The organism is Streptomyces sp. MBT53 (assembly GCF_016654115.1).
In the GTDB taxonomy this organism is placed as follows: Bacteria; Actinomycetota; Actinomycetes; order Streptomycetales; family Streptomycetaceae; genus Streptomyces.
Genome location: NZ_JAEQAZ010000248.1, coordinates 1 through 13,301 on the forward strand (window position 1 = coordinate 1; position 13,301 = coordinate 13,301).

Genomic DNA, 13,301 nt, shown 5'->3' on the forward strand with positions numbered 1-13,301 from the left:
GCTGATGGCGACGTCCGCGCGTGGCTCCCGTGAGCCTCAGTGTCCGTAGTTCGGCGCCTCGCGCGGATGTCGCCATCAGCAGGGTCGTCGCGAGTGAAATCCCCGCGTATATAAGGGAGATGCCCAGGACCATGAACAGCCCGAGTCGCGTCCGGGCGCCGCCGCTCCAGATCCCCGCCCGCGGATATGCCTCCGCGAGCCACGCCCCCGCGCTCCGCACCGTGCCCCCGGATGTCCTCAACTCGCCCGCCACCCGCGCCTGTTCCGCCGTGCCGCCCGCGACCCGTACCTCCAGTCGGTCCACCCCCGCCCCCGCCGCGTTCGCCGCCGTCACGTACGCGCCGTTGTCCCCGGTGCCCCGTGCCAGTACCGCCACGATCCGCAGCCGGGTCGGCCGTCCGTCCCCGAGCCACACCCGCACCCAGGTGCCGACCGTGTGCTGTCGCCACTCCTCGTTCACGACGATCGACCGGTCGTCCAACTCCCTCACGTCACCGGCCACTACCGGCAACCGCGTGACCTCCGTGAACGCCCGCACATCCCGTACGGCACGAGCGTCGGAGCGGATGAGCGTCGTACCGTCCTCCCGTACGAAGACCGCGGTCGAGGCGGACGCCGAGATCGTCGCCCCGGGCGCCACCGGGACCTTCAACCCCTCGCCCGTGACGACGAGTTGGGCCCGGGTCCGTTCGCGTGCCTCCGTCGCCTTCGCCTCGGTGACCGTCCACGCCGACCCCAGCAGCGAACCGGCCAGCGCGACCGTGACCAGAACCGGCGCCGCCACGGCGGCTGTCCGTCGGACCGAGGCCGCCGTGTTCTCGCGGATCAGCAGGCCGGTGGCGCCCGGGAGGCGTAACAGCAGTCGTACGACGGGGCCGGTCACGGCCGGTGCCAGGGTCGCCGCGGCCGTGATGAGGAGCATTGGTTGGGTTGTGTACGACTTCCGTTTCAGCAGGTCCGCCGGGTCTGTCCACAACGACCGGGCGAGCAGGGCCAGTCCTGCCGCCAGCAGCAGCCCGCCGATCAGCTTCCGCGACCACGGCAGCATCCCCGTGTCCACGGCCGCCTCCCGCAACGCCTCCGCGGGACCGACCCGCCCCGCCCGCCACGCGGCCGCCCACGCGCCGGTCAGCGCCACCAACACCCCGACCGCGAAGGCGACTTCGTACGGCCAGTGCGTCTCCGCCCGCAGGGTGAACCACGACGGCGCCACCCCGCCCGCCACCAGCGCCCGTACCAACCGGGGTGCGGCCCAGGTGCCCAGCGCGCACCCGGCCGCCGACGCCACGAGCCCCACCGCTCCGGCCTCCCCGAGCAGCGTCCGCCGTAGCCGGCCCGGTGTCGCCCCGGCCATCCGCAGCAGCCCCAACTCCCTTCTGCGCAGGGCGATCACGAAGGCGAAGGTGGACGCCGTGACGAACACGGAGACGAAGGAGGTGACCCCGGCGGCCGTGCCGAGCAGTGCGACGACGGAGACGAGCAGTTCGGCGTCGCGCGCCGTGGCCGGGTCGGCGAGCCGGCGGTCGTCTCCCGTCAGTACACGCGCCCGATCGCCGACGACGGCCCGCACCGCCGCGGCCGGTGCGTCGATCCCGACCGCGTCCCGCCGGCCGTCGTTGTCCATGCGGACCGGGCCCAACGCCCCTAGGTCGGCGAGGAGTTGGTTGTCCACAGGGTGTGGATGAGCGAGCTTCTTCGTCACCCCGGCGACCGACGGGCCGCGCCGCACCTCCACCGTGAGCGTGTCCCGGCCCATCACCACCACTGGCGAGGACGCGAAACGCGCCGGTGGCGGAGCCGGTGCGCCCACCGCCGAGGCGAGTCCCGCGAGCGTCGACGCCGACACCGCGACCCCCAGCGCCACGGCGACGAAGGAACCGAGCAGCGAGGCCCACCGCGTGCGCAACGAGGACAGGATCAGCACGGCACGCCCTCCAGGTCCGTCAGACGCGCCGCCACCTCGGCCGCCGAGGGCGCGGTCAACTCCCCGCCCACCCGGCCGTCGACGAGGAAGACGACCCGGTCGGCGTACGAGGCGGCCACCGGATCGTGGGTGACCATGACCGTCGTCCGGCCCTCGTGGTCCACCAACTCCCGCAGCAGGGTGAGTACTTGGCGGCTGGTGGTGGTGTCCAGCGCTCCCGTCGGCTCGTCCCCGAACAGCACCGCGGGCCGGGTGATCAGCGCCCGCGCGAGCGCCACCCGCTGTTGCTGCCCGCCCGACAACTGCGACGGCCGGTGCCCGGCCCGCTCCGCCAGTCCCACCCGTTCCAGCGCCTCGCGGACGGCCGCGCGTGAGGGGCGGCGCCCGGCCAGTCGTAGCGGCAGGGCCACGTTCTGGGCGGCGGTGAGGGAGGGGAGGAGGTTGAAGGACTGGAAGACGAAACCGATCCGCTCGCGCCGGAGCAGCGTCCGCCGTCGTTCGCCCAGGTCGGCCAGTTCCACCCCGGCCACGGTCACCGTCCCGGCGTCCGGCCGTTCCAGTCCCGCCGCGCACTGCAGCAGCGTCGACTTCCCCGACCCCGACGGTCCCATCACGGCCGTGAACGTCCCGGCGCCGAAGTCCAGATCCACCCCGTCGAGGGCACGTACGTCGCCGTAGTGCCGTCGTAGTCCCCGAATCCGTACGACTGTCTGTGTCATGCCTCCATCGCATCGCGTCCGGCCCGCGTGGACACGACCGGCAGTGGGCGTCCCGGAGGTGGGGTTGGTACTACCTACTCCGAAAAAGTGTGTCACTTTCGCATGAAAGTGACACACTTTTTCGGAGTCACCCCTCCCCACCGCCCCATGACACGATCGACGGGTGAGCAGCACGACCGGAACCGTCGAGCGCGCCTTCGAGGCCGCCCTCTACACCGACACCCACGACGCCCTCGACACGGGCGCCTCGATCCTCGCCGCCGACCCCGCGTCCGACGCCGAACTCGACCGGCGCGGGCGGGAGTTCGTGGCGGCGGCCTGGCGGCGCGGCTGGCAGCCCGCAGATGTCGTACGGCTGGTGCGGCGGGAGTTGGACGACGTACACGTACGACTGGTGTCCGAGTTGATCCGGGCGCAGGCACCCGACGACCAGGCGCGCGGCCCGCGTTGGGCCGCTCAGCTGGACGAACTGGCCGCCGCGCCATCCGCCCGCGCGGACCGTTTCACGCATGCCACCACCGTGCTGGAGCTGTACCGGCTGCTGCTGCGGCTGCCGAGTCTCGAACCCCTGGACGAGCCGAAGCGGCGGCACGACGGCGGGCGGCCCGCGTCCCGGATGCTCACCCGGATCCGCGCGCTGCTCGCGAAGGCGGAGGCGACCGGGTTCCCGGAGGAGGCGGAGGCGTTGAGCGCCAAGGCGCAGGAGCTGATGGCGCGGCACAGCATCGACGAGGCGCTGCTCGACGCGCAGGCGCCGGCCAAGGACGCGCCGGGCGCGTGCCGGATCGGGGTCGAGGCGCCGTACGAGCAGGCGAAGGCGGTGCTGCTGGACGCGGTCGCCACCGCGAACCACTGCCGGGCCGTGTGGAACGAGGCCTTCGGGTTCTCGACCGTCGTCGGCTTCGAGGGTGACCTGGAGGTGGTCGAACTCCTTTACACCTCAATCCTCGTGCAGGCCACCACCGCGATGACGAAGGCGGAGGCGGCCCAGCGCGCGGGCGGGCGGCGGCGGACCAAGACCTTCCGGCAATCGTTCCTCGCGGCCTACGCCCACCGCATCGGGACCCGGCTGGCCGAGGCCGCCCAGGCGCAGGTGAGCGACGATCTGCTGCCGGTGCTCGCCACCCGCGAGGTCGCCGTCGCGGGCCGGCTCGACGAGATGTTCCCGGAGACGACCACGACCCGGCTGCGCGGTGTCAGCGACGAGGCGGGCTGGACGCAGGGCGCCGAGGCGGCGGACCGGGCCCAGGTCGGGGCCCGGCCGCGGCTGGACCAAGGGGCGGGCGTCAGTCGCCGGCCTGGGTGAAGGCGCTGACCGAGGCGTCCGAGTCGCTCGCGGAGCCCTTGCCCTGGACGGGGCCGTACGACCACTTGTAGCTCGCGCTGTCGCTGCTGCCGGGCAGGGTGATGACCAGCTTCGTGGCGGCCAGGCTCAGCTTGTCGCCCGCCTTGCCGCGGACGTAGGTGACGGTGAAGGACGCCGCGTCGCCCTTGGCGAGCTTCAACTTCTGTGCCTTGGCGCCCTGTTGGGTGGTGAGGGCGACCTTGGTGCCGCCGCCCTCCAGGGTGGCGCCGGGGAAGCCGTCCAGGGTGCACGGCTTGCTCTGGTTGGTGAGCGAGACGGGCACCTCGCCCGTGTCGCCGGCGGACGGTGCGGTGCTGGCGGGACCGACCTGGACGGCGACTCCGTCGAAGGAGCAGGCCGAGCCGTTCTTGCTGTCACTGGAGGAGCCGCCACTGCCGCCGCACGCGGTCAGGAGCAGGGCCGACGCGACGGCGGTGACGGCGAGGGGAATGGTGCGCATGAGGGGATCATCCCGCACCCGGCGCCGGTCCGCCGCCACGACCGGGACCGCGCTACGACCCGAGGCCCGCCGTCGCCAGTCCGGACGGGAGCTTTCCGCCCTCCGCCTTGGTGTAGGTCTCCTTGCCGAGGCTGCCCGACCAGGTGACCGCGAGGCCCGACTTGCTGACGGAGCCGACCATTCCGGTCGCCCGGGTCGTGCTCTTGTCCGTGCACTTCAGGTGGATCATCTGCATCCCCGCCTCCTCGCCGGCGGTCCCGCTGCAGATGCTCCCGCCGGCGGTGAACAGGGCCGCCTGCCTGCCGGTGATCACCAGCGCGACGGCCTTGCCGTCGGTCGTGGCGAGCCAGCTGCCCTGCAGTTCGTCGGAGGCGGCCGACGGACTGCTGCCGGTGGCGCCCCCGGAGTCCGCGCTCGCGGTGGCGGTCGGCGCCGAGCTCGCGGACGCGCTCGGTGTGGACGAGGAGTCGTCCTTGGAACCGCCGCCGCTGCACGCGGTCAGGACGAGTGCGCCCGCCAGACCGGCGACAGCCGCCGCGATCCGTACCGTCGACACCGTCGAAATCGCCGTAGTCACTGGTAGCTCCCAAGCTGTAGCCGGACGGCCGTCCGGTCGGCCTTGGCCGGACGACCGCAGCAAGCTACCAGGGCCTACCAGGAGGATTTACGGACGCCGGGTAGGTATCCGCTGTGAGCCTGCCCGCGCAGGTTCACCCGGGACAGTCCGAACGCGCGGAAGTAGCCGCGGGGCCGCCCGTCGACCTGGTCGCGGTTGCGCACCCGGGTGGCGCTGGCGTCGCGCGGCTGGCCCCGCAACTCCCGCTGGGCGGCGGCCCGTTCGGCCTCGGTCGAGCCGGGCCGCCGGATGATCTCCTTCAGCTCGGCCCGCCGCGCCGCGTACCGCGCGACGGTCTCCCGCCGCTGCTCGTTCTTCGCGATCTTGCTCTTCTTGGCCATCAGACCCGCACCCCCCGGGCACGGATCCGGGCCACGGCCGCCTCGACGCCGATCGCGTCGACGGTCTTGATCCCCTTGGTGCTCAGGCGCAGCCGTACGTAACGGCCCTCGCCGGGCAGCCAGTAGCGCTTGGACTGGATGTTCGGGTCGAAGCGGCGCGAGGTGCGCCGGTGGGAGTGGGAGATGCGGTTGCCGAAGCCGGGCTGTGCGCCGGTCAGCATGCAGTGGGCGGACACGGGTGACGTACCTCTCCTCGATCGGGGCCGGGGCCGATGCTGTTAATGGAATTCATTTTCAGTAAGGTATCAGCATGGCTCGCAACGAACTCCGCCCGGTCATCAAGCTCCGGTCCACCGCCGGCACCGGCTACACCTACGTGACCCGCAAGAACCGCCGCAACGACCCCGACCGCCTGACCCTGCGCAAGTACGACCCGCTCGCCCGCCGCCACGTCGACTTCCGAGAGGAGCGCTGACCGAGATGCGCGAGAACATCCACCCGCCCTACGGCCCCGTCGTCTTCCGCGACCGGGCCGCGCGGCACGCCTTCCTCACCCGCTCGACGATGACGAGCGAGAAGACGATCGAGTGGGAGGACGGCCACACCTACCCGGTCGTGGACGTCGAGATCTCTGACGTCAGCCACCCCTTCTACACCGGCACCGCCCGCGTCCTGGACACGGCCGGCCGCGTGGAGCGCTTCGAGCGCCGGTACGGAAAGCAGGACTGACCGTGTCCGACCTCTCCGTCGCGATCGTCGCCGGCCTGCACGCCGACGCCCGCCGGGCCACCGTCGCCCGGCTCCTCCACGACGTCCCCGGCAGCGTCGTACTCCACCATGACCTCGCCACGGCCGCCGCCGGCACGGTCGTCCGCACGATCCGGGACGCCACGGGCATCCTGGACGCCGGCGAGGCCCCCCTCGTCAACGACTGCGCCTGCTGCGCGCTCCGCGAGGATCTGGTCCCGGAGCTGCGCAGGCTGGCGGCGGCCGGTCAAGTACGCCTGGCCGTCGTCGAGTTGTGGGACTCGGTCGAGCCCAAGGCGATGGCCGAGGTGGTGGTCTCCGGCGGCCTCACGGTCACCGGTGTCATCACCGCCGTGGACCCGGCCCTGCTCCTGCCCTGCCTCGGCAACGGCGACGACCTCGCCGACGCCGGCCTCGCGGCGGCGGCCACCGACCAGCGCACGGTCGCCGACACCTTCGCCCGCCAACTGGAGTACGCCCCCGTCCTCGCGATCCTCGACTCCGAGGAGACCGACGACGAGGACCGGGAACTGCTGGGGCAGTTGCATCCGACGGCCCTGCAAATACCGCTGGGAGACGGTGACTTGGGGGCCGCCGCCCTCGCCGGGTTCGACGTCGAGGCCGCTGCCGCCGCTCAGCATCCCGCCTGTGCGCTGCTCCCCGTCGAGGCCGACGCGTACGGGGTGAGCACCTTCGTCTGGCACCGGTGCCGGCCCTTCCACCCGGAGCGGCTGTACGCGGCGCTGGAGGATCTGACCTGTGCCGCGGCCCGCAGCCGGGGCCGGTTCTGGCTCGCCGACAAGCCCGACGCGCTGCTCCACTGGGACGCGGCCGGCGGCGCCCTGTGCGTGGAGGGCGCGGGCCCGTGGCTGGCCTCATTGCCCGACGCCGCCTGGGAGTTGGTGCCTCCGGTACGCCGTGCCGCCGCCGCGCTCGACTGGCACCCGGAGCACGGCGACCGCTGCCAGCACCTCGTCTTCACGTCCCCCGCCCTCGACCGCGACGGCCTCGAACGGCTCCTGGACCACTGCCTGTTGACCGACACCGAGTACGCCGCCGGCCGCGCCGCCTGGAAGCGGCTGCCGCCCGCCTTCGACACCCTCCTGGAGATCTGACCGTGCCCCGCAAGCCCGAGCGCAAGACCCCCAAGTCCCGCCGCAATCCCCTGGACGCGGCCGGAGTGACATACATCGACTACAAGGACACCGACCTGCTGCGGAAGTTCGTCTCCGACCGCGGCAAGATCCGCAGCCGCCGCGTCACCGGCGTAAACGCCCAGCAGCAAAGGCAGTTGGCCGCCGCGATCAAGAACGCCCGGGAGATGGCATTGTTGCCCTACGCAATCCGATAGCCGTCCCCTCCCGGAACACGAGGGCCCCGTCGCGCGTCTTCACTAGTGCACGTCCTGTGAGGAAGTAGCGGAAGTACATGTCCCGCAAGGACTGGGGCAGACGCTGGAACGGCATCGGTAAAGCGGTCGTCAAAGCTGTAACCGGAGCACCACCCCGCGTGCACGTGCATCTGCCCATGCATCTGCACATGAACAGGGCTATGATCCGGAACAGTTGACCACTGCATCAATGGCCACACCAGCCAGTGCACAACCGGGAGCGACCTGTGGACCACCGCGTTGACAGCGTGTACTTGGGGTACGACGTGCACAACGGCATGGCTGCCACGCAGCTGGACGGAGTGGCCTGGCAGAAGAGCAGGCACAGCAACTCGCAGGGTTCCTGCGTGGAGTTCGCGCGGCTGCCCGGCGGCGACGTCGCGGTGCGCAACTCGCGCTTCCCCGACGGTCCCGCGCTCGTCTACACGCGCGCCGAGATCGAGGCGATGCTCCTGGGCATCAAGGACGGCGAGTTCGACCACCTGATAGCGGGATAGCGGTCACCGCAGGACACCATGCCCACAACGCGCGTAGAACCGCGGCGCGAAAAAGCGCCGCGGTTCTCACGTCTCGTTGCGCAGACAGTCCGGCTGCAGCCGGAACAGCGCCCAGACCACCTTGCCGCTGAGCGTGCCCGCCAGCGGGTGCCAGCCCCAGCCGTCGCTGAACGAGTCGACGAGGAACAGGCCGCGGCCCGACTCCGCCGAGAAGTCCTCGGAGTCCCGGGCGACGGGACTGTCGTGACTGGGGTCGCGCACCGCGCACACCAGCCGCTCGGTCCACCGCATCAGATGCAGCCGCACCGGCGGCCCCTGCTCCACGGCACGCGGGGTGTTGGCCGGCAGCGCGTGCCGCAGCGCGTTGGTGACCAGTTCGGAGACGACGAGGCAGACGTCGTCGAAGCGGTCGCCTATCTCCCACTGGTCGAGCGTGCGACGAGTGAACTGCCGTGCCTCGCGCACCGCTTCGTAGCGGGCGGGCAGAGAACACGATGCGGCGCTGGACACGGCCGAGGGGTCCAGCGGCGGAAGGCCCTGCCGTAACGGCTCGAGCATGGTCGATCCATTCGTCCCCATGCGAGGCACTCCCGGGAATTCGCGGTCGTTGCGATGCAGCGGTGGCGCGAGACCATGGTTTCGGATGCGTAGGGCAGATGCAAGGGCAGATGCACGTGCAGCTGACCGAATTGGACCCTCCCGTACCGCTTGTTGGCCATTTTTTCCGCCAACTTCACGCCGTTCTCGCGCTCCGGCCTTGCATCTTCCTGACTGCTTCCTGACAACTTCCTGTGAACGGGAGCTTCTTCTTCCCGTTTCTGTAATCGAATGAGTACTGCTCGAAGTGTTTTAGTGGCAGACTGCGGCCCCTGAAGACGGTTGGGGAGGCTTGGCGAACGTGAGCGCGGGAGAGCCCGGATCGGTGGTGCGGCGGATGCTGCTCGGCTCGCAACTCAGGCGACTGCGGGAAGCACGTGGGATCACTCGCGAGGCCGCGGGGTACTCGATCCGTGCCTCCGAATCCAAGATCAGTCGCATGGAGCTGGGGCGAGTGAGCTTCAAGACGCGGGATGTCGAGGACCTGTTGACGCTGTACGGCATCACGGACGAGGCGGAGCGCATCTCACTCCTCTCCCTCGCGAAGGAGGCCAACGTCGCGGGCTGGTGGCACAGTTACTCGGACGTCCTGCCCAGTTGGTTCCCCACCTATGTGGGCCTGGAGGGCGCCGCCTCGCTCATCCGCGCCTACGAGGTGCAGTTCGTGCACGGACTCCTGCAGACCGAGGCGTACGCCCGCGCGGTCGTCCGGCGCGGCATGAAGGGCGCGAGCGAGGCCGACGTGGAACGGCGCGTGGCACTGCGCCTGGAGCGGCAGAAGTACCTCGTCAACGAGAACGCCCCGGACTTCCACATCGTCCTGGACGAGGCCGCCCTGCGCCGCCCCTACGGCGACCGCGAGGTGATGCGCGGTCAGCTCCAGCACCTGATCGACGTCTCCGAACACCCCAACGTCCGGCTGCAGATCATGCCGTTCGGCTTCGGCGGCCACTCCGGCGAGTCCGGCGCCTTCACCGTCCTCTCCTTCCCGGAGTCCGACCTCTCCGACGTCGTCTACCTGGAGCAGCTCACCAGCGCGCTGTACCTCGACAAGGCCGAGGACGTGGCCCAGTACGAGAAGGCGCTGAAGGAGCTCCAGCAGGACAGTCCGGGCCCGGACGAGAGCCGGGATCTTCTCCGGGGACTCCTCCAACTCTCTTGAAACACAAGTACGATGACGTGTGATCAGACCGTGATGATCGATGATCGGGTCTGCTGTTGATCGTGTCTGCTAGCGATTGAGGGATCACACATGTCGTCCTACTTCACCGACCTGGCTCAGCAGTACATCGACGGTGAATGGCGCCCGGGCACCGGCTCCTGGGACATCATCGACTTCAACCCGTACGACGGCGAGAAGCTGGCGTCGATCACCATCGCCACGGTCGACGAGGTCGACGAGGCGTACAAGGCCGCCGCCCGGGCCCAGAAGACGTGGGCCGCGACCAACCCCTACGCCCGCCGCGCCGTGTTCGAGAAGGCCCTGCGGCTCATCGAGGACCGCGAGCAGGAGATCGCCGAGGTGATCATCGCCGAACTCGGCGGCACGCACCTCAAGGCCGGCTTCGAACTGCACCTCGCCAAGGAGTTCCTGCGCGAGGCGATCCACCTCGCGCTGCGCCCCCAGGGCCGGATCATCCCCTCGCCGGTCGACGGCAAGGAGAACCGCGTCTACAGCCTCCCGGTGGGCGTCGTGGGCGTGATCAGCCCGTTCAACTTCCCGTTCCTGCTCTCCCTCAAGTCGGTAGCGCCCGCACTGGCGTTGGGCAACGGCGTGGTTCTCAAGCCGCACCAGAACACCCCGATCGTCGGCGGCTCCCTGGTCGCGAAGATCTTCGAGGACGCGGGTCTGCCGGGCGGACTGCTCAACGTCGTCATCACCGACATCGCGGAGATCGGCGACGCGTTCATCGAGCACCCGATCCCGAAGGTCATCTCCTTCACCGGCTCCGACAAGGTCGGGCGCCACGTCGCGACCGTCTGCGCCTCGCAGTTCAAGCGCTCGGTGCTCGAACTCGGCGGCAACAGCGCCCTCGTGGTCCTCGACGACGCCGACATCGACTACGCGGTCGACGCGGCGGTCTTCAGCCGCTACGTCCACCAGGGCCAGGTCTGCATGGCCGCGAACCGTGTCCTCGTCGACCGCTCGATCGCCCCCGAGTTCACCGAGAAGTTCGTCGCCAAGGTCAAGTCCCTCAAGGTCGGCGACCCGCGCGACCCGGGGACCGTGATCGGCCCGGTCATCAACTCCTCGCAGGCGGACGCCCTTTCGGGCGTCGTCGAGCAGGCGATCGCGGAAGGCGCGACGGCCCTGGTCCACGGCGAGACCAACGACAACCTGGTCTCGCCCTCGGTCCTCACCGGCCTCCCCGCCGACTCGGAACTGCTCCGCCAGGAGGTCTTCGGCCCGGTCGCCTTCCTCATCCCGTTCGACGGCGAGGAGGAGGCGGTGACCATCGTCAACGACACGCCCTACGGCCTGAGCGGTGCCGTCCACACCGGGGACATCGAGCGCGGAGTCAACTTCGCCAAGCAGATCGACACGGGCATGTTCCACGTCAACGACGGCACCGTCCACGACGAGCCGATCGTCCCCTTCGGCGGCGAGAAGTCCTCCGGCCTCGGCCGCCTCAACGGCGACACGATGCTGGACGCGTTCACCACCCTGAAGTGGATCTCGGTACAGCACGGGCGGAGCGGGTTCCCGTTCTGACGCGTCCTTCTTGAGTACGTTGTCGTAAGCCGGGCCATTGAGGACAGAACCTGACCTCAATGGCCCGTAGCTTCGTCGGTGTCGGGCAGGGGGACGGGCCTCCTGCCGGCACCGGCGAAAGGCGAAGGCCATGGTCACGCACGTGGCGGCAGAGGCGCGGGGCGACGAGCGCGGGGCGCTGCTCGCGTTCATCGAGGAGCAGCGGGGCGGCATCCGCCGGGCGCTGCTCGGGCTGACCGAGGAGCAGGCCGCCAGCAAGCCCAGCGCGAGTGAACTCTCCCTCTCCGGGCTGCTCAAGCATGTCGCCGAGGTCGAGCAGGGCTGGATCGCGCGGGCCAAGCAGGAGCCGCCGGCCATCCAGCGGGACCAGACCAACTGGCACGAGACGTTCCAGCTCGTCGACGGCGAGACCGTCGAGTCGCAGCTGGCGTACTGGGAGAAGGTCGCCGCCGAGACCGAGGCGTACGTCCGGTCGGTGCCCAGCCTCGACGACACCTTTCCGCTGCCGAACGACCCGTGGTTCCCGCCGGAGGGACGGGTCTCCGTGCGCTGGGTGTGTCTGCACCTGATCCGCGAGACGGCCCGGCACGCAGGGCACGCCGACATCATCCGGGAGTCCCTGGACGGGGCGACCGCGTTCGAGCTGGTGGCGAAGGAGCAGGGCACGAGCTGGGGGTGACCCGCCGGGTCCTACGCTGGGCCCATGTCAGCGATCCGTCTCCTCGTGCTCGGCGCGGTCCGCCAGCACGGGCGGGCCCACGGCTACCAGGTGCGCAACGACCTCGAATACTGGGGCGCCCACGAGTGGTCCAACGCCAAGCCCGGTTCGATCTACCACGCGCTCAAGCAACTGGCCAAGCAGGGCCTCCTGCACGCCCACGAGATCGCGCCGTCCACGGCCGGGGGGCCGCCCCGCACCGAGTACGAGATCACCGACTGGGGCACCGAGGAGTTCTTCCGGCTGCTGCGGGAGGCGCTGACGTCCTACGACCAGCAGATGGACGTCAAGTCCGCCGCCATCGGCTTCATCGTCGAGCTGCCGAGGGCGGAGGCGGTGGCGCTGCTGGAGGAACGCACCCGGGGTATCGCCGCGTGGCGGGCCTCGGTCACCGAGCACTACATCCCCGAGGACGGGCCTGAACAGCTGGGCCACATCGGCGAGATCATGAACCTCTGGATCCACACGGCCGACGCCGAGGCCGCGTGGACCCAGGGGCTGATCGACCGCATCGGGGGCGGGGCGTACACCTTCGCGGGGGAGGGCGCGCCGTTCGTCGGTGTCCTGGCGGAGGGTGCGGAGAACCCGTACGCGACGGGGGAGCGGCATCCCGGGGACGCCCGCTAATCAAGTTTGACTAATAGCGTGAGGGGCGTTACTTTCGATCCGGTAGTCAAGCTTGACTAGTGGAGGGTGCTCAGGTGGCCGACACGGCGATCAGCGTCGAGGGCGTGCACAAGACGTACGGGGGCAGGAAAGCCAAGGACGAGAAGGCCAAGGACAAGAAGAAGGCGCTCGACGGGCTCGACCTCCGGGTCGCGCGCGGCACCGTGCACGGTGTGCTCGGGCCCAACGGCGCCGGCAAGACCACGCTGGTGCGCATCCTGTCCACCCTGCTGCGGCCCGACTCCGGGCGGGTGGAAGTGGCCGGGTACGACGTGGTGGCGGATGCGCGCGCGGTTCGTTTCCGTATCGGCCTGCTCGGTCAACACGCGGCTCTGGACGAGGAGTTGGGCGGTCGGCAGAACCTGGAGTTGTTCGCCCGTCTCCATCACCTCGGCGCCCGCCGCGCGCGCGTGCGTGCCGACGAACTCCTGGAGCGGTTCGACCTCGTGGACACCGGGCGCAAGCCTGTCCGTGCCTACAGCGGGGGTATGCGCCGGCGTCTGGATCTCGCGGCCTCGCTCGTCACCGATCCGGAGATTCTCTTTCTGGACGAGCCCACCACCGGCCT

General features: G+C 70.4%; 18 protein-coding genes. 11 read left to right on the forward strand and 7 right to left on the reverse strand.

The genetic code is table 11. The annotated features are described in order from the left end of the window. Nucleotides 1–1,624 (reverse strand): FtsX-like permease family protein (locus JHN45_RS46035; RefSeq protein WP_374195688.1); only part of this gene is annotated, 1,624 nt, incomplete at its 3' end. 293 nt (nt 1,625–1,917) lie between these two features. Further along, nucleotides 1,918–2,643 carry an ABC transporter ATP-binding protein gene (locus tag JHN45_RS46040; RefSeq protein ID WP_201055378.1) on the reverse strand — a complete coding sequence of 242 codons (726 nt, stop codon included), beginning with the start codon at nt 2,641–2,643 and terminating at the stop codon, nt 1,918–1,920. 163 nt (nt 2,644–2,806) lie between these two features. On the opposite strand from JHN45_RS46040, the gene JHN45_RS46045 reads away from it, so the two are divergent. Then, entirely contained in the window at nt 2,807–3,949 is a 1,143-nt protein-coding gene (locus tag JHN45_RS46045) for a DUF2786 domain-containing protein (protein WP_201055379.1), read from the forward strand. Here the strand turns inward: JHN45_RS46045 and JHN45_RS46050 are convergent. The 4 genes from JHN45_RS46050 to rpmB all read right to left on the reverse strand — a co-directional run bounded on the left by JHN45_RS46050 (nt 3,930) and on the right by rpmB (nt 5,641). Then, the gene (locus JHN45_RS46050) at nt 3,930–4,448 is read right to left on the reverse strand and encodes a DUF4232 domain-containing protein (protein ID WP_201055380.1); all 519 of its coding nucleotides are present in this window, start codon (nt 4,446–4,448) and stop codon (nt 3,930–3,932) included. The genes JHN45_RS46045 and JHN45_RS46050 overlap by 20 nt on opposite strands. Before the next feature lie 52 nt (nt 4,449–4,500). Continuing rightward, nucleotides 4,501–5,025: a hypothetical protein gene (locus JHN45_RS46055; RefSeq protein WP_307783388.1), complete on the reverse strand. Its 525-nt coding sequence runs from the start codon at nt 5,023–5,025 to the stop codon at nt 4,501–4,503. 74 nt (nt 5,026–5,099) lie between these two features. After that, complete coding sequence (rpsN, locus tag JHN45_RS46060; protein WP_200715958.1) at nt 5,100–5,405, reverse strand: 30S ribosomal protein S14; 306 nt, start codon at nt 5,403–5,405, stop codon at nt 5,100–5,102. Continuing rightward, entirely contained in the window at nt 5,405–5,641 is a 237-nt protein-coding gene (gene rpmB / locus JHN45_RS46065) for a 50S ribosomal protein L28 (RefSeq protein WP_200715959.1), read from the reverse strand. The genes rpsN and rpmB overlap by 1 nt, the downstream gene beginning before the upstream one ends. 74 nt (nt 5,642–5,715) lie before the next feature. Between rpmB and rpmG the strand changes: the two genes are divergently transcribed. The 5 genes from rpmG to JHN45_RS46090 all read left to right on the forward strand — a co-directional run bounded on the left by rpmG (nt 5,716) and on the right by JHN45_RS46090 (nt 8,039). Then, nucleotides 5,716–5,880, forward strand: coding sequence for a 50S ribosomal protein L33 (gene rpmG / locus JHN45_RS46070; RefSeq protein WP_200715960.1), 165 nt, complete (start codon nt 5,716–5,718; stop codon nt 5,878–5,880). A gap of 5 nt (nt 5,881–5,885) precedes the next feature. After that, the gene (locus JHN45_RS46075) at nt 5,886–6,134 is read left to right on the forward strand and encodes a type B 50S ribosomal protein L31 (RefSeq protein WP_200715961.1); all 249 of its coding nucleotides are present in this window, start codon (nt 5,886–5,888) and stop codon (nt 6,132–6,134) included. 2 nt (nt 6,135–6,136) lie between these two features. Further along, entirely contained in the window at nt 6,137–7,267 is a 1,131-nt protein-coding gene (locus JHN45_RS46080) for a GTP-binding protein (RefSeq protein ID WP_200715962.1), read from the forward strand. A gap of 2 nt (nt 7,268–7,269) precedes the next feature. Then, nucleotides 7,270–7,503: a 30S ribosomal protein S18 gene (gene rpsR / locus JHN45_RS46085; RefSeq protein ID WP_200715963.1), complete on the forward strand. Its 234-nt coding sequence runs from the start codon at nt 7,270–7,272 to the stop codon at nt 7,501–7,503. A 317-nt stretch (nt 7,504–7,820) separates the two neighbouring features. Next, a complete protein-coding gene (locus JHN45_RS46090) occupies nt 7,821–8,039 on the forward strand; it encodes a DUF397 domain-containing protein (RefSeq protein ID WP_051105974.1) in 219 nt (72 codons plus the stop codon). Between the two features lie 66 nt (nt 8,040–8,105). Here the strand turns inward: JHN45_RS46090 and JHN45_RS46095 are convergent, their stop codons facing one another. Next, on the reverse strand, nt 8,106–8,618 hold the full coding sequence (locus JHN45_RS46095; RefSeq protein ID WP_200715965.1) for an ATP-binding protein: 513 nt from the start codon (nt 8,616–8,618) through the stop codon (nt 8,106–8,108). A 355-nt stretch (nt 8,619–8,973) separates the two neighbouring features. Between JHN45_RS46095 and JHN45_RS46100 the strand changes: the two genes are divergently transcribed. The 5 genes from JHN45_RS46100 to JHN45_RS46120 all read left to right on the forward strand — a co-directional run. Continuing rightward, nucleotides 8,974–9,798: a helix-turn-helix transcriptional regulator gene (locus tag JHN45_RS46100; protein WP_201055384.1), complete on the forward strand. Its 825-nt coding sequence runs from the start codon at nt 8,974–8,976 to the stop codon at nt 9,796–9,798. Between the two features lie 90 nt (nt 9,799–9,888). Then, nucleotides 9,889–11,349: an aldehyde dehydrogenase family protein gene (locus tag JHN45_RS46105; protein WP_200715966.1), complete on the forward strand. Its 1,461-nt coding sequence runs from the start codon at nt 9,889–9,891 to the stop codon at nt 11,347–11,349. 130 nt (nt 11,350–11,479) lie between these two features. Further along, complete coding sequence (locus JHN45_RS46110; RefSeq protein ID WP_201055381.1) at nt 11,480–12,028, forward strand: DinB family protein; 549 nt, start codon at nt 11,480–11,482, stop codon at nt 12,026–12,028. Between the two features lie 24 nt (nt 12,029–12,052). Next, on the forward strand, nt 12,053–12,694 hold the full coding sequence (locus JHN45_RS46115; protein ID WP_200715968.1) for a PadR family transcriptional regulator: 642 nt from the start codon (nt 12,053–12,055) through the stop codon (nt 12,692–12,694). Nucleotides 12,695–12,768: 74 nt separating this feature from the next. Continuing rightward, nucleotides 12,769–13,301, forward strand: a 533-nt coding sequence (locus tag JHN45_RS46120) for an ABC transporter ATP-binding protein (protein WP_201055382.1), incomplete at its 3' end; no start/stop codon positions are given.